This window comes from Streptomyces sp. MnatMP-M17, assembly GCF_900091995.1.
In the GTDB taxonomy this organism is placed as follows: Bacteria; Actinomycetota; Actinomycetes; order Streptomycetales; family Streptomycetaceae; genus Streptomyces.
On the sequence record NZ_FMDK01000330.1, the window covers coordinates 17,352 to 35,155 of the forward strand.

At 67.5% G+C, this 17,804-nt stretch carries 18 protein-coding genes and 4 pseudogenes; 8 read left to right on the forward strand and 14 right to left on the reverse strand.

Annotated elements, in window-relative coordinates:
* Positions 1 to 24 precede the first annotated feature (24 nt).
* From GA0115259_RS15365 to GA0115259_RS15390, 6 genes are all read right to left on the reverse strand, one after another.
* Entirely contained in the window at positions 25 to 789 is a 765-nt protein-coding gene (locus tag GA0115259_RS15365) for a carbohydrate ABC transporter permease (RefSeq protein WP_237540036.1), read from the reverse strand.
* Between the two features lie 142 nt (positions 790 to 931).
* On the reverse strand, positions 932 to 1,864 hold the full coding sequence (locus GA0115259_RS15370; protein WP_093596593.1) for a carbohydrate ABC transporter permease: 933 nt from the start codon (positions 1,862 to 1,864) through the stop codon (positions 932 to 934).
* A gap of 63 nt (positions 1,865 to 1,927) precedes the next feature.
* Positions 1,928 to 3,244, reverse strand: a complete 1,317-nt coding sequence (locus tag GA0115259_RS15375; RefSeq protein WP_093596596.1) for an ABC transporter substrate-binding protein — start codon at positions 3,242 to 3,244, stop codon at positions 1,928 to 1,930.
* 127 nt (positions 3,245 to 3,371) lie between these two features.
* The gene (locus GA0115259_RS15380; protein WP_093596599.1) at positions 3,372 to 4,442 is read right to left on the reverse strand and encodes a LacI family DNA-binding transcriptional regulator; all 1,071 of its coding nucleotides are present in this window, start codon (positions 4,440 to 4,442) and stop codon (positions 3,372 to 3,374) included.
* Positions 4,443 to 4,590: 148 nt separating this feature from the next.
* Positions 4,591 to 5,553: a carbohydrate kinase family protein gene (locus GA0115259_RS15385; protein ID WP_093596603.1), complete on the reverse strand. Its 963-nt coding sequence runs from the start codon at positions 5,551 to 5,553 to the stop codon at positions 4,591 to 4,593.
* 143 nt (positions 5,554 to 5,696) lie between these two features.
* Positions 5,697 to 7,151 (reverse strand): glycoside hydrolase family 32 protein, encoded by a 1,455-nt coding sequence (locus tag GA0115259_RS15390; protein ID WP_093596606.1) that lies wholly within the window; start codon positions 7,149 to 7,151, stop codon positions 5,697 to 5,699.
* On the opposite strand from GA0115259_RS15390, the gene GA0115259_RS41845 reads away from it, so the two are divergent.
* The 3 genes and pseudogenes from GA0115259_RS41845 to GA0115259_RS15400 form a co-directional block, all read left to right on the forward strand.
* Complete coding sequence (locus tag GA0115259_RS41845; protein WP_237540025.1) at positions 7,150 to 7,443, forward strand: hypothetical protein; 294 nt, start codon at positions 7,150 to 7,152, stop codon at positions 7,441 to 7,443. The genes GA0115259_RS15390 and GA0115259_RS41845 overlap by 2 nt on opposite strands.
* A 23-nt stretch (positions 7,444 to 7,466) precedes the next feature.
* The gene (locus GA0115259_RS41850) at positions 7,467 to 7,805 is read left to right on the forward strand and encodes a carbohydrate ABC transporter permease (RefSeq protein ID WP_237540027.1); all 339 of its coding nucleotides are present in this window, start codon (positions 7,467 to 7,469) and stop codon (positions 7,803 to 7,805) included.
* A gap of 101 nt (positions 7,806 to 7,906) precedes the next feature.
* Positions 7,907 to 8,134: pseudogene (locus GA0115259_RS15400) on the forward strand (ABC transporter permease subunit); the annotation flags it as partial.
* Positions 8,135 to 8,187: 53 nt separating this feature from the next.
* Here GA0115259_RS15400 and GA0115259_RS39600 read toward each other — a convergent pair.
* From GA0115259_RS39600 to GA0115259_RS15420, 5 genes are all read right to left on the reverse strand, one after another.
* Entirely contained in the window at positions 8,188 to 8,790 is a 603-nt protein-coding gene (locus GA0115259_RS39600; protein ID WP_141716576.1) for a hypothetical protein, read from the reverse strand.
* Positions 8,787 to 9,251, reverse strand: coding sequence for a hypothetical protein (locus GA0115259_RS41855; protein WP_202450028.1), 465 nt, complete (start codon positions 9,249 to 9,251; stop codon positions 8,787 to 8,789). Before GA0115259_RS41855 ends, GA0115259_RS39600 begins: the two co-directional genes overlap by 4 nt.
* A gap of 335 nt (positions 9,252 to 9,586) precedes the next feature.
* A complete protein-coding gene (locus GA0115259_RS15410; RefSeq protein WP_093596609.1) occupies positions 9,587 to 10,552 on the reverse strand; it encodes a hypothetical protein in 966 nt (321 codons plus the stop codon).
* On the reverse strand, positions 10,549 to 11,124 hold the full coding sequence (locus GA0115259_RS15415; protein ID WP_093596612.1) for an RNA polymerase sigma factor: 576 nt from the start codon (positions 11,122 to 11,124) through the stop codon (positions 10,549 to 10,551). Before GA0115259_RS15415 ends, GA0115259_RS15410 begins: the two co-directional genes overlap by 4 nt.
* 798 nt (positions 11,125 to 11,922) lie before the next feature.
* On the reverse strand, positions 11,923 to 12,474 hold the full coding sequence (locus GA0115259_RS15420; protein WP_141716577.1) for a hypothetical protein: 552 nt from the start codon (positions 12,472 to 12,474) through the stop codon (positions 11,923 to 11,925).
* A gap of 94 nt (positions 12,475 to 12,568) precedes the next feature.
* Here GA0115259_RS15420 and GA0115259_RS15425 point away from each other — a divergent pair, with 94 nt between their 5' ends.
* Positions 12,569 to 12,973 carry a hypothetical protein gene (locus tag GA0115259_RS15425; RefSeq protein ID WP_093596618.1) on the forward strand — a complete coding sequence of 135 codons (405 nt, stop codon included), beginning with the start codon at positions 12,569 to 12,571 and terminating at the stop codon, positions 12,971 to 12,973.
* Between the two features lie 9 nt (positions 12,974 to 12,982).
* Here GA0115259_RS15425 and GA0115259_RS15430 read toward each other — a convergent pair.
* A pseudogene (locus GA0115259_RS15430) lies at positions 12,983 to 13,132 on the reverse strand (ATP-binding protein); the annotation flags it as partial.
* A gap of 145 nt (positions 13,133 to 13,277) precedes the next feature.
* Here GA0115259_RS15430 and GA0115259_RS41170 point away from each other — a divergent pair.
* Both GA0115259_RS41170 and GA0115259_RS42805 read left to right on the forward strand, forming a co-directional pair.
* A complete protein-coding gene (locus tag GA0115259_RS41170) occupies positions 13,278 to 13,562 on the forward strand; it encodes a hypothetical protein (RefSeq protein WP_202450029.1) in 285 nt (94 codons plus the stop codon).
* A gap of 84 nt (positions 13,563 to 13,646) precedes the next feature.
* A pseudogene (locus GA0115259_RS42805) lies at positions 13,647 to 14,192 on the forward strand (tyrosine-type recombinase/integrase); the annotation flags it as partial.
* A gap of 66 nt (positions 14,193 to 14,258) precedes the next feature.
* On the opposite strand, the gene istB reads toward GA0115259_RS42805, so the two are convergent.
* Positions 14,259 to 15,029 (reverse strand): IS21-like element helper ATPase IstB, encoded by a 771-nt coding sequence (istB, locus tag GA0115259_RS15440; RefSeq protein ID WP_093596621.1) that lies wholly within the window; start codon positions 15,027 to 15,029, stop codon positions 14,259 to 14,261.
* Positions 15,026 to 16,444, reverse strand: coding sequence for an IS21 family transposase (gene istA, locus GA0115259_RS15445; RefSeq protein ID WP_093596624.1), 1,419 nt, complete (start codon positions 16,442 to 16,444; stop codon positions 15,026 to 15,028). Before istA ends, istB begins: the two co-directional genes overlap by 4 nt.
* A 265-nt stretch (positions 16,445 to 16,709) precedes the next feature.
* On the opposite strand from istA, the gene GA0115259_RS15450 reads away from it, so the two are divergent.
* Both GA0115259_RS15450 and GA0115259_RS41860 read left to right on the forward strand, forming a co-directional pair.
* Entirely contained in the window at positions 16,710 to 17,024 is a 315-nt protein-coding gene (locus GA0115259_RS15450; protein WP_093596627.1) for a helix-turn-helix domain-containing protein, read from the forward strand.
* A 193-nt stretch (positions 17,025 to 17,217) separates the two neighbouring features.
* Positions 17,218 to 17,804: pseudogene (locus GA0115259_RS41860) on the forward strand (integrase); the annotation flags it as partial.

The following is a 17,804-nucleotide window of genomic DNA, read 5'->3' on the forward strand; positions in this document are numbered from 1 at the left end:
CGGTGGACGACCGCGTACGCGCGCTCATTTGACGGCTCCTGCGGTGACACCCCGGCTGAGGGTCCGCTGGAACACCAGGAAGAAGACGAGCGTGGGCAGAAGGGAGAGCAACGACCCGGCATTGAGGACGGTGATGTCGATCGAGTGCTGACCACGGAGCGTGGCCAGGGCGATCGGTACGGTCTGTGCCGAGGGGTCGTTGAGCAGGATGAGGGGAAGGTAGAACTCGTTCCACGTCCAGATGAAGAAGAACACGACGAGGACGGAGAGCGTCGGCCGCAGGATGGGGAAGACGACCTGCCGGAGGATCTGCCACCGGGACGCGCCGTCGAGCACGGCCGCTTCGAGCAGCTCCTTGGGGAGGGTGGTCATGACACTGGCGAGCAGGTAGGTGCCGAACGCGGCCTGCAACACGGTGAAGACGATCACCACGGACCAGACGCTGTTGAGCAGCCCCGTGTTCTCCGCGCCGTAGAACAGCGGATAGATGAGTGCCTCCTGCGGCACCATCGTGGCGAGGAGAAGCACGGCGAGGATCGCACCGCTGCATCGCACCTTGCCGATGCCGATGGCGTAGGCGCTGATGAGGGACAGTGCGGCGCCCAGGAAGGCGACGGTCCCGGAGATGAGCACCGAGTTCACCAGTGCGCGGGGGAAGTCGACGAGCGACAGATAGCGGGAGAACGCGTCCGCCGTGAACGCGGTCGGCCAGGAGAGGGGTCCGTGCGTCGAGTAGTCCGTGCTGGTCCTGAAGGCGTTGAGGACCAGGAGCAGAAACGGTGCGAGCATGACCGCGGCGACGGCGAGGGTGATCAGGAGTACGAGCCACCGCAGCGGATGGCGCCCCCGTCGGCCCCGTCCGGCGGGTGGGGCAGCGGGGCGGGGCGGGACCGGCACGACCCTGGGTGCCGGCGGGGTTTCGGCCTTCATGTCAGCCCTCCTGCCGTGCGGAGCGGCGCTGCCACACGATGAGCAGGGCGGCGATGACGAAGATGACCAGGGACATGAAGGTCGCGATCGCCGCGCCGTAGCCGACGCGGGACAGCTCGAAGAAATTGCGGTAGGCGTAGTAGGACGGCACGACAGTCGAGTTCTCGGGACCGCCGCCGGTGAGGATGAGGATGGGGGCGAACACCTTCAGCGCACCCACCGTCGCGGTGAGGACCACGAAGAAGACCTCGGGACGGATCTGGGGCACCGTGATCGCGCGGAACCGCCGCAGCCAGCCGGCTCCGTCCAGCTCGGCGGCCTCGTAGAGTTCGGGATCCACCCGCTGCAGCGCGGCCATGAAGACCACCACGGGGTAGCCGATCTGGAGCCAGACGAGCATGAGCATCACCGAGTACAGCGCCAGGTGGGGATCGCCGAGCCAGTCGGGCCCGGACGTGATGCCGATCGAGCGGAGATAGGTGTTGATCGAGCCCTGGCGCGGGTCGAGGATCGTGCTCCAGATGAAGCCGGCGACCGCGATCGGCAGGATCTGCGGCAGGTAGTACGTCGCGCGCAGGAAGCTTGCGGCCCGGTTGCCGAAGGTCTTGCCGATGTAGTCGAAGAGCACTGCCGCCAGGACGATGCCGATCAGGGTCGGGACCACGACGATGGCGACGATCATGAACAGGGAGTTCCGGAATGAGTGCCAGAAGTTCGCGTCGTGCATCAGGTCCAGATAGTTGCCGAAGCCGTACCAGTGCTTCGGCGCCAGGCCTCCCTTCCACTGGTAGAAGCTGAGAACGACGTTCATCACGAACGGTGCGGCGACGACGATGGCGAAGCCGACGGCGATCGGAACCAGGTAGAGCCAGTACGAGCCGGGCCTGCTGCGCTTTCTCCCGGGCAGACGCCGGTCGGGGATCAGTGCGGACATGGGGTCTCTCTTCTGCGGGGGACGTGCCGAGGGCGGGCTGCGCGGTCTCGGCACGTCCGGCGTCTACTGCGCGGTGGCGGTCTTCTTGCCGTCGTCGTAGAACTTCTGCAAGGCCGCCAGATACTCGTCCGCCGTCTCGCTCTTGTTGGACATGGCCTGCATGTGGTTCTGCATGAAGTCGAGGAAGCCGGGCACCGGGTAGTCGGGGTAGAACGACATGGCGTTCCGGTCGACCAGGCCGTCGAACTGCTCCGTGTAGCGGCGGGTCACCGTGTCCTTGATGGCCGAGGAATCACCCGCCAGCGGCAGCCCGCCCTGGTCGCCGATGTGGTTCTGGACCTCGGCGCTCAGCGTGATGTCGATCCAGTCGTACGCGAGGTCCTTGTCCTTCGATTTCGCTGGTACGCCCCACAGATGGCCGGAGGAGCCCATGACCTGCTCGGCGCCCGGCAGTGTGAAGTACCCCCATGAGAAGCCCGCGTCCTTGCGGATACGGGAGAACTGGCTCTGGTTCCACATGAGCATGGCGGAGTCGCCGCGGAGGAAGTTGACGATGGCCTGCTCGTAGGAGAGGCCGCCGAGCTTGTCACCGACGTACCCCTTGTCGATCCAGTCCTGGAACGTCCGTGTCCCTTCCTTCCAGGGGCCGGACCGGAAGTTCACGTCGCCCTTGAGGAACATGAAGTCGTCGACCTGCTGCCGGGATGCCGAGGCGGAGACCAGCGAGTACCACAACCACAGCTGGTTGAAGCCCTGGCTGGTGTTGGCGGAACTGGAGATCGGGACGTGGCCCGCGGCCTTCAGCTTGTCCATGCCGGCTTCGAACTGGGCCAGCGTCGTCGGCGGCTTCGTGATGCCGGCGTCCGCGAACATCTTCTTGTTGTAGTAGAAGGTCACGTATTCGCCGACGTCCGGGACGCCGTACCAGTCACCGGACCCGGCCAGCCCGTTCCGGTCGTACTTGGCGAACGCGGCCATCGCGCCCGTCACCTTCTTGTCCCAGCCCCGTGCCTTCGCCTCGTCGGTCAGCGGTTGCAACAGCCCCTGGCTGGTGAGCTGACCGCCGTCCGCGTTGCCCTTGTTGAACTCGATCACGTCAGGGACGTCGTTTCCGGACAGTGTGATCTTCGCGTTCTGGCGCATCGCGTCAAAACTCGTCGTCTGGAACTTCACCGTCACCCCGGGGTGACGCTTCTTGAAGATCGCCACCGCTTTCTGCCAGCCCTGGGCCTGCGCCGAGGCCTGGTCCTCGTACTGGAGGATCGTGAATGTCCCGTCGGACTTCGCACCGGTGCCGCCGCCGCAAGCGGCGACGGTCAGGGCGATGGTGGTGCAGAGACAGGCGCCGAGGCAGCGCCGTGCCGTGGTTCGAGCTCTCATGTGGAAGCTCCCTCTCGACTCGTCATTGAACGGGGGTGCTGATGTCGGCCTGCCGTCATCCGGGCGGGCTTCGCCCTCCGGAGGAACCGGCGGAGGAGGTGATGGGTGCGCCGCCGGGTGGGTGGGATCAGACGGCGCGAGGTGCTTGGCGTGCCGCTAACGCCGTGTGTGTCCCGGCACGAGGGGCCGCGACCGAGTCCCGGATGACCAAGGGGCAGGAGACGAAGTGGCCGGTCGGGCCGCCGCCCCCGTCTCCCCGCAGCCGGGCGATCGCCTTTTCGGCCGCGCACACGCCCATCTGGTAGTGCGGAAGTTGGACGGTCGTCAGGCCCGGGAACAGGTTCTCGGCGAAATTCTGCTGGTTGTCGAAGCCCACGACGGACAGGTCCCTCGGGATCTCGAGTCCGAGTTCGGCCGCCGCCTGGTAGAAGCCGAGTGCGAGCCGGTCGGAGAAGCAGAAGACCGCGGTGGGCCGGTCACTGCGGCGCAGGAGCCTGCGAGCGGGTTCCCGGGCGGCGGATGCGTTCGGCTCGGACGCCTCCACGACGAGCGACTCGTCCAGTGGCACTCCCGCCTCCACCAGCGCCTTCTCGTAGCCCTCGCGGCGCAGCGACTCAGCGATCGCGAAAGCCGGTGCGGTGAGGTTGCAGAAGGCGATCCGGCGGTGTCCGGCGGCGGTGAGCTGGAGGGTCGCCGCTCTTGCGCCGGCCGTCTCGTCGGGTACGACCCAGTCGGCGTTCCCTTCCCGCGGCCGACCGCCCAGGATCACCTGGGGCACCGGCCGGGGGAGCAGCGGGAGATCGACCTCGCGGTGGTAGTCGACGGCCATGATCAGCCCCTCGACACTGCGTTGCAGCAGGGACCGGACCGCCGGCTCCTCCATGTCCGGATTGCCGGCCGTGTCGACGAGAAGGAGGACGTACCCCTCACGCCAGGCAGTGGACTGGGCGCCGGCCAGCATCTGCCCCGAGAAGGGAACGCTCGCGACTCCGTCGGACAGCAGGCCCAGAGTACGGGTCTGCCGCGTTCGCAGTCCCCTCGCGGCGAGGTTGGGCAGGTATCCGAGGTCTTCGGTCGCCTGCCGGATGCGTGCGGCGGTTTCGGCGCTCACGCGTCCTTCGTGCTGATCGTTGAGCACGAGGGAGACGGCCGAGATCGAGACGCCACAGCGAGCGGCGATGTCCCGCATCGTCACCATGTGTCACCTCCCGCAGGTCGGCCGATCAAGCGACTCCGACAATAAGAACGTCAAACGTTTGACGGAAGGGTAGAGTCATCACCTTTTTCGCGGGCGAGTCCGGTACGTATTTTTGCGGGCAAGTCCGATACGTACTCGTCGTCGCCGGTCAGTCATCGTCAGCGGTCGCTGGCTGCACCAGCTGCTGCCGCCACGGAGGGTTGGGGCCGGTGACCGAGCAGGTCAGGGCTGCGACCCGAGCGGCGAACCGGCAGGCTTCCGCGACATCGTCGAGCCTGAGACCGGCCAGCCGCCCGCCGAGGAGTCCGCGGGCGCCGAGGTGGTGGAGCAGCCCGGCGGTGAAGGAGTCTCCCGCGCCGACCGTATCGACAACCGGTGTGGTCACCGCCGGCAGCTGTAGCCGTTCACCGTCGAGGGAGGCCAGGGCACCGTCGGCGCCGCGCGTGATCACCACGAGCCGGGCCCCGGCGGCGTGCCAGATGTCGCATGCCTGCTGAGGCCGGGTGTCCGGCAGCAGCAGCGTCAGGTCATCCTCGCTGAGCCGCAGGATGTCGGCGAGAGCGCACCAGCGGGTGAGCCGCTCCTGGTAGACCTGAGGGTCTACCAGGAGCGGTCGGACGTTGGGGTCGATGCTGACAGTGGCGTGCGATGAGGCCGCCGCGAGGAATTCCTCGACCACCGCCGCGCCGGGCGCCCGGACCAGGGCCAGGGAACCGGTGTGCACACAGGCGGTGTCGGACAGGTCCACTGCGGCCAGTTCTTGCGGGGTCCACTGCCAGTCGGCCGTGTTCTGCGCGTGGAACGAGTACACGGCCTGGCCCCTGGCGTCCAGCTCTGCCACGGCCAGGGTGCTGGGTTCGGCGGCGGCTATGGCGCACGACAGGTCCACGCCGGACGCTTCCAGATGAGCCCGGAACAGGCGGCCGAAGACATCGTCGGAGAGCCGTGAGAGAAAGCGGGCCGGGGTGCCGAGGCGGGCCAGGGCGACCGCCGTGTTCGCGGGCCCGCCGCCGGGCAGCACCCGTAGCAGGAGTTCGCCGAAGGTATCTGGAAGTTCGGTGAAGGCGTCGGCGACGCACTCTCCCAGGACAGTGATCTGATGCGGGCTCATGGACTGATCTTCTTTCGGAAGGTACGGGTGAAGAGGGCGCTTCGCGGCCGTGGCGCTGACCAGCCGCGGGCACGGCGGCGATACCGGACGTCACCGATGCCGAGGGATCACGCCGGAGATGTCCCGCCGAAGCCGCTGTGCCCTTAGGAGTCGGTGTGCCCTCGGGCTACGGGTGTCAGGTCCCATGCTCCGAGCGTGTACGCGGCGGAGCCGACGTCCGTGGCACCCATCTGCACACGCCAGGGGACGTCGCCGACGGGGTAGAAGCGTACAGTGAGTGTGCGGCCAGCCGCGGTGAAGATCTCCGCGACCGAGTGGTCGAGCAGGATCCGCAAGGTCGCGGTGTGCCCCTCGGCCGGGAGGCGGCTGGAGCCGCGCTTCGCACGGGGGTCGAGGGAGGCGTGGTCGCGGTCGACGACCAGCTCGCCGGTGACCGGATGGTGGACGATGTCGAGGTACTCGGTGCCATCCGCTGAGGTGAGCAGCCGGAGGCGTCCACCGCGCCCCAGGGTCACCGTCAGGTCGGTGGCCCGAGCCACTTCACCGAGGTTCATCGGCTGCTCTCCGGTCACCTTGCAGGCCGCGGCGATACGGCGTTCGCCACGCAGGGCGAGTAGCTCGCGGGCCGGCCGCTGAACCAGCTCACCGTCCGCGCCCGGTGACAGTTCGCGGGGCAGGGACAGCATCCCCGCCCAGCCGGCCTCGTCGGTCCACATGCTGGGTGCGCCGACGCGTTCCTCGTCCCGGGCCTCCCAGATCCAGGCCCACATCAGCCAGCGTCCGTCGGGGGCGCGCAGCAGGGAGGGGGCGTAGAAGTCGGGCCCGTGGTCGAGCAGCCCGGGGGCTGCGGCTCGGAACACGCCGTTCCTTTCCCGGCCCGGCCAGTAGATCGCGCAGCTCGCCCCCTCCTGCGGGTCCCAGGCGCTGGCGAGGACGGCGCTGGTGCCGTCGGGGAAGGCGGCGTACTGGGCGCACTCCCAGCCTTCTTCGGTGTTCCGGCCGCCGGGAAGGGGATGGGGCGGGCGTGCCAGGAAGACGCCCTTGTGGGACCAGTGGTCGAGGTCCTCGGAGGTGTATTCCACGGCTGCGCCGGGTCCGTCGTCCAGGGCAGCGCCGACCAGCATGCGCCAGCGGTCGCTGTCCCTCCATACGTACGGGTCGCGGAACATCGTCGTACCGTCGGGCGCTTCCGGGACCAGGAGCCGGCCGCGTTTCGTGAAGGTCGTGCCGCCGTCGTGGGAGACCGCGGAGGTCACGGGCTGATGCCAGCGGTCCGGGTGGCGCGCGGAGTAGAAGGCGGTGAGGCGGCCGTCGTGGGAGACCGCGTTGCCCGACCAGATCCCGCCCTCGTCGTCGCTGCCCGGTGTGGGGGCGAGGGCCACCGGCATGAGCTCCCAGTGGATGAGGTCCGGGCTGCGGTAGTGGCCCCAGTGCATGTCGGCGTGGCGGGCGCTGTGCGGGTTGTACTGGAAGTAGACGTGGTAATGGCCGTCGTGGAAGACCAGGCCGTTGGGGTCGTTGATCCAGTGTGCCGGCGGCCGGAGGTGGACTGCCGGAAAGTGAGTGTCAAGCTCCGGCGCCGCCTGGCTCTCAGCCATGGGTGCGCTCGTCGTAGCGGCGGCGGACGGCCGCGGCCTGCTCGATGCACGACGACGCCTTCTGGACCTCCCTGCGCAACACCGGGATCATCCTCGGCATCGCCCTGTTCTGCTGATTCCGCTGGGCTTCCTGCTCGCCGTGCTGCTGAGCGGGCGGGTCAGGGGCAGCGGCGCGCTCCGGGCGCTCGCCTTCGCCCCGGCCATCATCGCGCCGATCCTCGTCGGACTGATCTGGATCTTCATCCTGGACCTGGTTTCGTCTACCTCTGGCAGCAGATCGGCTTCGTCCTGACCATCTTCTACGCGGGCCTGCGCATGCTGCCCCGCGACGTGATGGAGGCCGGCAGCCTGGACGGAGCGAGTCGCCGGCAGCAGCTGCGGTCCATCCAGATCCCCATGATGCACGAGACGTTCGGCATCGTTACCGTCCTCGTCGTCACCAGCGTCTTCAAGATCTTCGAGCTTGTCTACGCGCTCACCGCCGACGGTCCCGTCCACTTCTCCGAGGTCATGGTCAGCTACATGTACCACATCACCTTCACCACCCAGCAGTACGGCTATGGCATGGCCCTCGCCGTGGTGGTGTTCGTGGTCGGCTCAATCGCTTCCGCGGCCACGTTCCTCGGCAACCGCAGCAGGAAGAAGCAGAGTTGAGCACCCACAGCCCGCACGCCGCACCAGAAGTCCGCCCCCGGCCGGCGCCCGCGCCCGTCCGGAAGGACGCCCCGCACAGGCCCCGGCGCCGCAGACGCGGCGTGGTCATCGCCTCGGCGGCCACCTACCTGCTGCTGACCAGGTTCCTGCAGGACTTCCCCGAAGAGATCGAACAAGCCGCGGTGATGGACGGGGTCGGGCTGTGGCGCATGGCCTGGAAGGTCGTCTTCCCACTCATGCGGCCGGTCGTCGCAACGCTCGCGATCCTCAACGTAATCTATGTCTGGAACGAGTTCCCCTTCGCGGTGACGCTCATCAACGATCCGGCGCTGACCACCGTGTCCCTCGGGGTCTCCCAGTTCCAGGGCGTCTACAGCGTCGACTACGGCGCCATGATGGTGTCCGCCATCCAGCGTTCCTTCTCGCCTACGAGCGAGGGAAGCGCCGCGAGCAAGGCGGTCAGTGCGCCGGTGAGGCGTACGTCGGCCGCGATTAGGCTGTCGGTTTCCTCGACGGCGAGGTAGAGGCGCATGCTGTCCGGGCTGGTGAACAGGAAGCCGCACAGCGCCGGACTCGGCGGTGCCTCGACGTACGGCCAGGCCAGTGTGCGCAGGACACGCAGTGCCTGGTCCGTGAGGGATGGTGGGGCGGGTTCGAGGGTGTCGGTGTCCACCCGGATCAGAGCCATGCCCATCACGGAAGTGTCCGAACTGGGGGGAGTGCCGGCGGCGAGCGTCCGTGTCCACCCCAGCACCAGGGGAGCGGTTACCGGTTCGTCATCGTCGTCCAACAAGGGGATCTCGTAGGCGATCAGCGCCGGCACGGTCACGGCGTCGGCTGCTCCGGTGACGATTCGCACGGCGTCCCGCGTCGGCAGCACGCCGCGCAGGAAGGTCCGGCCGGCAAGGGGCACCAGCGTGTGGTCGAGGAGGAAACGGGCGAGGTACGCCTGCTGCTCGACGGCCTCCTCCCGAGTAACGTTCACTCGTTGACCCAGTTCGGACATTTGGTGACGCCGCAGTAGGCCGTGATGACACCGATCTCTTTGCCCTTGCCCGCGTCGTATTCGCCGTCGGCCGTACGGCGTGCGTACTGCACGATTACCACGATGTTGACCCGCTTGCGGCCGTTGAGAGCGACACCATGGTATTCAAGGCGCCCCCCGTTCTTCTTGTCGACCTTTCCGGCCAATGCAGCGTCAACGGCCCGGCATTTCTTGATGTTGTGCTTGCCGGAGAAGTGGTTCCAGCCGAGATCGCCGTTGCCGTAGCGGGTGGGGATCACCCGCCCATCGGGGTCGGTCTCCTCACACTTCGTCCTCTTGTCCCAGTGTCGCTCCGCAGATGCGTCAGATGCCGGAACGGCGACGAGAAGGCGCCCAATACTGTGGCTGCCGCCGAGATGGTGATCATCCTCATGACTGGAACCGTGCCACATCCCGGACATGCGTAAGCTTTCCCCGGCGGAAGATTCGTTTCACCGCCCCCGGATGGATCACCCGGGCAGAAGCAACCGCCTGGCCGGGCGGCCGCACACGGGTGCCAGCGGTGAGACCTTGAAACCGTCCGATCGACCTTTGAGAAGCAGCGCGGGCATGAGCGCGCAGTACATGGGGTATAGGCGGATCTTACGATGCGGCGCTCGCTACCTTGAGATTCCCTGTCGTGCTTCCCGCTTTTAAGTTTCCTCAATGCCTTTGCGAGGGAAATGGGTGTGACACCTCCCAGGCTCCCATCCGGACCTCATCGCGAAACAGCCCGGGGTGAGTCCTGTTGGATTGGTCAGATGTCGGCGTGCACAGTGACGTCATGTGGTTCTATGCCCACGATAAGGACCCCGTGGTCCTCGTCTGCGATCTGAGAAGCCCGGCGGATTCGCTCCTCCCACTCTTCAGGCCAGTTGGTGGCGGCATCCCAGGTGATTCCTTGGAGCGAGAGGCCCCTCAGGTCCACGGAACGCAGGTCGGCCCCGCGAAAGTCGTTGCTTGCCTTCCTGACCGCCGTCACAGTCGAGCTGAGCATGATGGCCTCGCGGCGGGCCAGGTCGAGGTCGTCGGCCAGGTCGTGTGACACCTCCAGAGCAGCCAGCCAGAAGGTCTCCGGCTCGGAGAGGTAACCGCCGAGCTCCAGGTCGGCGAGCCGCTGGGCGCTGCGTGCCGCGTGCAGGACCCTGTCCGCATGGGCGGAGAGGGAGTTCCTTACCGCCATCGGGTAGTCGTCAGCTGCGACGGGAGGTGCCGACTGTGCGGTAGGGAGCCGCAGTACAGGGTTCAGCCGTGTACTCGCCAGTTCGAGCATCCGGGGGAAGCCGCTCGGGGGGCTTTCGCTTTCTTCGAGGCTGCAGATCAGCTCCTGGACACGCTCCAGGGAGTCGAGGATGAGCGCCGCCAGATCCTGTGGCCAGTAGATCCGAGTGAGCTCCAGCGCCTGGGTGCGGAACTTGAGACGCACGTCCACCGGCCGCCGCATCAGCAGGGCGGCACCCTCCTCAGCCGTCCCAGCCAAGGCGGACTCCGCCCGCTGCCTGACCGCCCGGAGCTCCTCCCGCTGCTGGGCGATACGCGCGAGGACAGCGGCTTTGCTCTGCCGGTGTGCCGACGCCAGGAGCCGGTCCAGCGCCAGGTCGGGATCGCGCAGCTCCGGCGGCCCACCTTGGGCCGTCAACGTATCGTGGACAACGACTCCCAACTGCTTGTACGCGGAAGCCAGCAGCCCGTTGAGGCGTTCCGATCCGCCACGGTGGCTCATCGCTCCTCCTCTTGTGTTCCGTCGGCCGGCTCCTCGAGGCCGAGCTGCGCTTTGAGCGCGGCGCGCGCCCGGGCGAGGTTCTGACGTACTGCCACCGCACTTGTGCCCATGGCCTCTGCGCTTTCCTGCGTGGTGAAGCCGTCAAGGCTCCACGCCAGGGCGGCCCGTTGCTTGGCCGGCAGCCCCAGCAATAACTGGACGACATACCGCTCCTGCACCCCGAGTTCCATCGAGTGCGCCGGGGTCTGCCAGTGCGGCGCGGGAGTACGCGGCACCTCGGCGCACAGGTCCTCGTGACGCACCTGCTGTCGTAGCCAGGAACGCCAAGCCACCTTCCTCAACCAAGCCTTGGGATAGGCGATGCGGGCGCCCGGACGGCACATCTGGGTGAAGGCGTCCTGAGCTGCGTCCTGTGCCTCGTTCCAGGACGCCCCGTTCAACAGCAGGAAACGCACCAGGCCCGGATACTCCGCGTGATGAAGCTCCTCCGCCAGCTCACGACCCGGCCGCTGCGGAGCCCCAGTCTTCACCGCTTCCGCCACCAGCGGCTCAGCGATCGGAACGTCCTCCATCGCGGAATCCCTCCGTCCCCGTGAGCCACTCGGCGCGTGGCACGGGCCGGGGCAGCAGGGGCTGCCGTCGGCCCCCGGGCCGGCCCTGCTGGTCCAGGACCTCTGCCACGACACGAGCCACCTGCGATACCGCCCACCGCCGTGCGACCTGTGCCGCTCCGCGCACTGCGCTCACGAGCACGATCACCCCTGCCGCGATCAACACCGGGTCCACCAAGTCCTCCTGACCAACCCCGACTGGAGCCGTTCGTAAGCCCTTTACACGACCTAGTGCGCCGGAGCCCGCAATGTGTGACATCCACGTTCCCTATGGGCAGTTCAGCTTTCCGCCATGGTGGTTCGCCCTCGGCCTGAACACAGCCTCCCCCCGCTTCACGACACCTCACCGAGCACCATCGCTGCTACCGGGCGCTCTCGGCGCTCGTAGCGGGCCCGTCGACCGCCATCCGGTAGTGCACACGGTCACGGTGACCGACCGGGACATCCGCGCAGTGCAAAACCCGCTCGACGGTGCCGGAGCCAAGTGGAAGGGGAACTGCAGCGCCCGCACACGAACGCCGAGGCTGCCCGATTTGCTGTAGTTGCTCGGTGAGGGCACCTCCTCATAGCAGACGGGCCACGACGGCGCCTCCGGCCTTCGGGCGCACCCGCCGGAGCCACCGGCCACCGCTGCACCTGCGGCGGGGAGAGGAGAGAGGGGAGGAGAGAGTCCTCGACGGCACCGAGGTCCGATGCAGCCCTTGAGGCCACCGCCCAAGGAGTATGTGCCGGCCGGATACCGGCCGGTCGTTCACCCGCTCATCCGCCGGAGGTGTTCTCCGACTCCCAGATAAACGCGTCCCTGTCCGTCCCGGCCTCCGTGAAGGGCCAGAGGCCCCTCACCTCGACGACCCTTTCCGCAGGGGGTGGAAGAGGTTCCTCCCGCAAGTAGGCACCCAGACAGGCGATTGCGTCCGCGCACACGAAGATGCGGTCGACGCGTCGTTCCTCCCATGACCGTGTGTCGCCCGGGGGCGAGAGAGCAAGGGACAGCGTGTCCACCCGTATGCGTTCGCGCAGGCCAGCAAGCGGAACACGCTGCATCAGGACCTGGACAGCGATCACACGTTCGTGAAGCAGACGGCCGACCGCCTCGTCCTGTTTCCCGGCCCGGCGTGCGTCGTGCCAGATCGCGAGCAGGTGCTCCATGGCCCCCTCAACCGCCTCTGATGCGCGAGCCTGCGCCGCCGCCTCCCGCCGGTCTACTCGCTGATAGCGATGCGTTATTACCGTCAACCAGATCGCGAGTCCGCCTCCTATCCCAGTGCCGATCAAGCCGGAGACCGCCCCAACCCATACCGATGAGTCCATGGGGCAAGTCTGGCGGCGCCACCTGCAAGGGATGTCGGCGTACTTGCCTATGTGCAGAGGTGCGTACGGATGAACGTGCCGAGAGGATGGGGCGGTGGACCTTCGTTACTTCAATCAGACGGGCTGGACCGCGATTTTCAATGGCACCGAGACCGAGATCGGCCGCATGGTGCGGGTGGAGGCATGGGATCCGGCGACCGGAACGGCGCTTGTAGTCGAGCCGAAGCGAGGCGCCATGCGTCCCGTCACGGACTACGAGGATTTCTCCCACCTTGAGAAGGCCGACCAAGTCGTAGCCGCAGTGCCCGGTGGCGGGTGGCGGGCCCACTGGAAGGACGAGGGCCCGGGGAACACCCCGCTCACGGAACAGGTACTCGCGTGGCTGATCACCTCGCAGGGCCGGGCAACGGCCATCACGATGGACGCTCACGGGCATGTTGACGATGCCGACAGTGCCGACGCCTTCATCCCGCCGGGCGAGGAACTGGGGCCGGCTTAAGCTCCCGGATCAGGCGACGTCTGTCTCGCGCTCGATGGCCTTGAGGCGGTTCTTCAGCCGGTAGCTGGGACCGTTGATGGCGACGACTTCGCAGTGGTGCAGGAGGCGGTCGAGGATCGCAGTGGCGAGAACCTCGTCGCCGAAGACCTGGCCCCACTCATCTGGGGCTGGCACATGTTCCTTTTCGAGGATCGCTGCTGCCACCGGCCCGTATCCATCTCCTGGGGTCCTCGTTGGTCTTCATGGTGGCACTCGGATTCTCCAGGTGCTGCCTTGATCGGTCAGGTGCGAGGAAGGTGTGCCGGTGACATCCCAGTTGCGGGTGATCGAGGGCGGTGCCGTCCTGCTGGAGCCGGTGACCGCTGATCCGTGGGAGTTCCAGGCCGAGTGCGTCGAAGCGTTCGTCGCCTCATGGCGGGCTCGCGGGTTCAGCCCGGTGACGGTCGAGAACGACATTGGCCTGCTGGAACGAACGCTCACTGCGCTGGGGCGGCCCGCGTGGGACGTCACCCCGGAGGACATCGACCGCGTCGTCGGCGACCTGGCTCTCGCCGGGCGGGCGGCATCGACCCGGCGCGAGTATGTGTAGATCTTCAAGAGTTTCCACCGGTTCCTGCAGGTCCGCAAGGCTGTTGAGATCGAAGCGGGGTTCGGTGTCCGTCTGGTCTGCCCGGTGGACGAGTTCAACGCCTCACGGCATGTTGGGGACGATTCCCCGGCCCAGCTGCCGCCGCCGACGCCGGAGCGGGTCGCGGAGTTCTTCGACTTCCTCAAGGCCCGGATCGCCACCGATCGCAAGTACGGGCCCGCCGCCCGGGACTATGCAATGTTCCGGACCCTGTATCACGCCGGCCTGCGCTCGGAAGAGGCATCCTTGCTGGACCGTCCCGACGCCCACTTCTCGCGCGGCCCGTTCGGAAAGCTCCACGTACGATTCGGGAAAGGCGCCCGCACCTCCGGCCCCAGGCCGCGCTGGGTGCCCATGCTGGACGGCCTCGACCTGGTCCTGCACTGGTTCTTGGACGACGGGCGGGGCAAGTTCCCCGACTCGCCGGTGCTGTTCGCGGACGAGTCCGGCGGCAGCCTGCACCGTGGGACGATTCGCAACCGCCTGCGTTATCTGATGGAACTCGAAGGACGCCCAGCCGCCGACCGGTTCAGCCCGCATGCCCTGCGGCGGGCCTGCGCGACCCACAACTACGAACGCGGCGTGGACCTCGTGGCGATCCAGTGTCGGCGTACGTCCTTGTCTCCCCAGTTATGTACGTTTGAACGTCCCCAGTTGTCAGGCCACTTCGGTGTCCCGCTCGATGGCCTTGAGGCGGTTCTTCAGTCGGTAGCTGGGGCCGTTGATGGGGACGACGTCGCAGTGGTGGAGGAGCCTGTCGAGGATCGCGGTGGCGAGGACTTCGTCGCCGAAGACCTGGCCCCACTCGCTGAAGGTCTTGTTCGAGGTGAGGATGATCGAGCCCTTTTCGTAGCGCTTGGAGATCACCTGGAAGACCAGGTTGGCTTCAGCGCGTTCGAGAGGCTGGTAGCCGACTTCATCAACTACGAGAACGCTCGGCCGCAGGTAGGAGCCGAGTTTGCTGGTCAGGCGTCCGGCTGACTCGGCGGTTCTGAGGTTGCGGACCATGTCGTCGAGGCTGGTGAAGTAGATCGAGTAGCCGGCCCGGCAGGCAGCGACCGCCAGGGCGACGGCGATGTGGGTCTTGCCGACCCCGGGTGGTCCCAGCAGGGCCGCGTTCGCCTTGGCCTCCACGAAGGAGAGGGTGGCGAGGTCCTTGATCTTGCGGGGGTCGAGGTCGGGCTGGAAGGAGAAGTCGTACTCGTCGAGCGTTTTGTGGTGCGGCAGTTTCGAGGTCTGCAGCCCGCTGCGGAAGCGGCGGTCGTCGCGGACGGCGAGTTCCTCGGACAGGACCAGGTCGAGGAAGTCGAGGTAGCCCATCTTCGCCTCGTCGGCCCGCCGGGTGTACTCGTTGATGGTTTCCGCGAGGTGGGGCAGGCCGAGCTTGGCGGCCGTGGTGCGGATGCGGGTGGAGACCAGCTCGCTCAAGACGTTTCCCTCGTGCTCGGATGGGTGGTGAAGGGACGGGTGCCGGTCAGCTCGTCATAGACCGACAGCGGCCGGCGTCCGACCTCGACGCGTGTGGCGGCAGCCCGGTTCAGCAAGGCCGACAGCGAGCCGGCCGGCTCGTCCGGAGGACGCTCGTGACGGGGCTGGGACGGGACGTCGCCGGTGGTGGTCCGGCGTCCCTTGCCGGTGGGCAGGCCGTCCCAGTGCGTCTCCTCCACGACACGCACCCCGCGGCCGACTGCCCGCGCGTGCATGGCCAGAAGTGTCTCCCCGCTGGTGTCGGGGGTGGTGGAGTGCAGCATGACCTGGGACTTCGTGGCCCTGATCTCGATCAGCTGGCGGGGGCGGACCTTGCGGGCGGGCACTGAGTAGAGGTTGCCGCCGAAGGCGACCAGGCAGTCCTTGCCGACCGGCCGCAGGTGCCGTTCGGCCACCAGATACGGGGTGGGCGGCAGCGCTTTGAGGGCCGCATGGTCCCGGGCGGCGCGGTGCCCGATGACCTCCCGGTGCGTCTTGTGGACCTGTGCCCGCCGCTGCGGCACCCAGGCAGCGAACGCCGCGTCCATCTCCTCGACGGAGGAGAAGGCCCTCCCGGACAGGACGTGGTCGCGGACGATCAGGACCTGCCGCTCGACCCGGCCCTTGCCCTGCGGCCGGTAGGCGGCCAGGACGTCGATGTCGAAGTCGTAGTGGTCGGCGAAACCGACCGCCTCCGGATGCAGCGGAACCGCTTCCCCCGGGGCGACATGGCGGCGCACGACGGTCTTGGTGCGGTCGTAGACGACGGTCATCGGCACCCCGCCGAAGTGCGCGAACGCCCGGCGGTGGCAGTCGAAGAACGTCTGGAGATCCAGACTGGTGGTGAAGCAGCAGAAGGGGTCACGTGAGTACGACAGCACCATGTGGAAGGAATAGACCTTGGGAATGCCCATGTGAGCGAGGACCTTGCCCTCGTCGCCCCAGTCCACCTGAGCCTGGGCACCCGGGATCACCTCGAACCGCCTGTGTATCCCTGCCAGTTCCCTCGGCGTAATGCCCAGTTCCTCGGCGATCCTCGATCGGGCTTCCTGAACGTATAGCTTCACGCGCTGGTAGTTGCCGGTGAACCCGTACTCCGCGGCCAGCCGCTCGTGGATCACCGCGGCCTTCATCAGGACCTCGGCCCGCAGCATCGCGTCGATCAGCGGCGCGACCTCGTCGACCACCCGCCCGCGGCGCTGTCCCCCCGATGTCCGGCGTGGCGGAGCCGCCGTTCCCTGGGGCGAGAGGTACTTACGAACCGTCTTCCTGTCCAGACCGGTCTGCCTGGCGACTTCCGACAGACTGACCGCCCCGGACTCAAGCAGGCCACGAAAACGCCGCAGTTCCAACCAACGCTGAGGATCTAAAACCACTGCCCGCTGCCCTCCGCCGCCCCATACCGACCAAGCAGCAGAGTGCCGAGAACCAGCCCTCAGCACATCAAAAACTGTCCCCGTTCATCCGTACGTGGCTGGGGACGTTCGCGTGTACGCCGACAATCCAGCAACTCCTCGGTCACTGGACGGTCAGCTCGACCATGAGATACGTCCGGCCCTCCGCGACGTTCATCGAGGACGCCTATCGCTGCGCGGTGACCACCGCCTTGGGCGAACTCACAGTCGAGGAAGGTGGTCCCGCATGAAGATCCGATGGCGCCTGCGCATGGCCGCCGCCCAGCGTGAGATCTGGACCGGCACCCAGCTCCAGCGGCTTCTGGCCGAACGCGCCGGCCTGCAGATGTCCTCCGCGTCGGTGTCCGCGCTGTTCACCAAAGAGCCCTCCCAGGTGAAGATGTCCACCTTGATCGCGTTGTGCACCGCGCTGGAATGCACTCCCAACGACCTGTTCGAGGTCGACACCACTCCCGTCGAGCGTCCTGCCCTCCCACCGCGTCCCGTTGCTGACCTGCCCAAGACGGCCTCCGCCCGCGGCCGTTCGATGCCGCCGCTTTGACCCGGGTGGCATCGTGGGCGTCAAACAGAGCGACTGCATCGGCTGCGGAGCCCCGGTTGGCTTCATCGACCGGCAGTACTGCTGTCGCTGCACAGCCCGACAGAAGGAGGCGGCGGCCAGGGCCGCTTGCCCCCGCTGCGGCCAGCAGCGCGTCCTCCAGGCGGACACCGGCCGGTGCATCACCTGCTCACGCGTGTGCACTGCCTGCGGTCACCCGGTAAGAGACAGGACAGCGACGTTGTGTCGGGACTGCTCGCGCAAGACTCAACGCGACGCCATCAAGGCGCCCTGCCCTCGGTGCGATCGGCCCGGCTATCTGCGCGAGGACACCGGCTGGTGCGGGCATTGCTCGCGTCCCCGCCAGACCAAACAGCCGCCCCGGACCTGCCGCGAATGTGGCCGCGTGCGGCGGCATGCTGGGCTGGGACTCTGCTCAGCCTGCTGGCAGCGTCACCCCGATCGGCCCTTCATCCGGGCCGAGAACCTGATCGCCGAACTCGCCGAACCCCCGGACTGGCTGCGGGACTTCGCAGCCGACCTCGCCGCCAAGTACTGCGTCGGCCGCGCCTGCACGATGATCAGTTCCCTGGGACGGCTTCTCCGGGATGACTACCCCAACCGCCCGCAGGCTCTACTCGAACGCTCTCGTCGTTCCGGACGCTCGATGGGTTCCCTCGCCCGCGCGCTGGAAACCTTCTTCACCGGTCACGGCATGGCCATGGCCACCGATCAGGCCGAGCGGCTCGCGGCCGGCCGCCGACAGCGTCGCATCGATGCTGT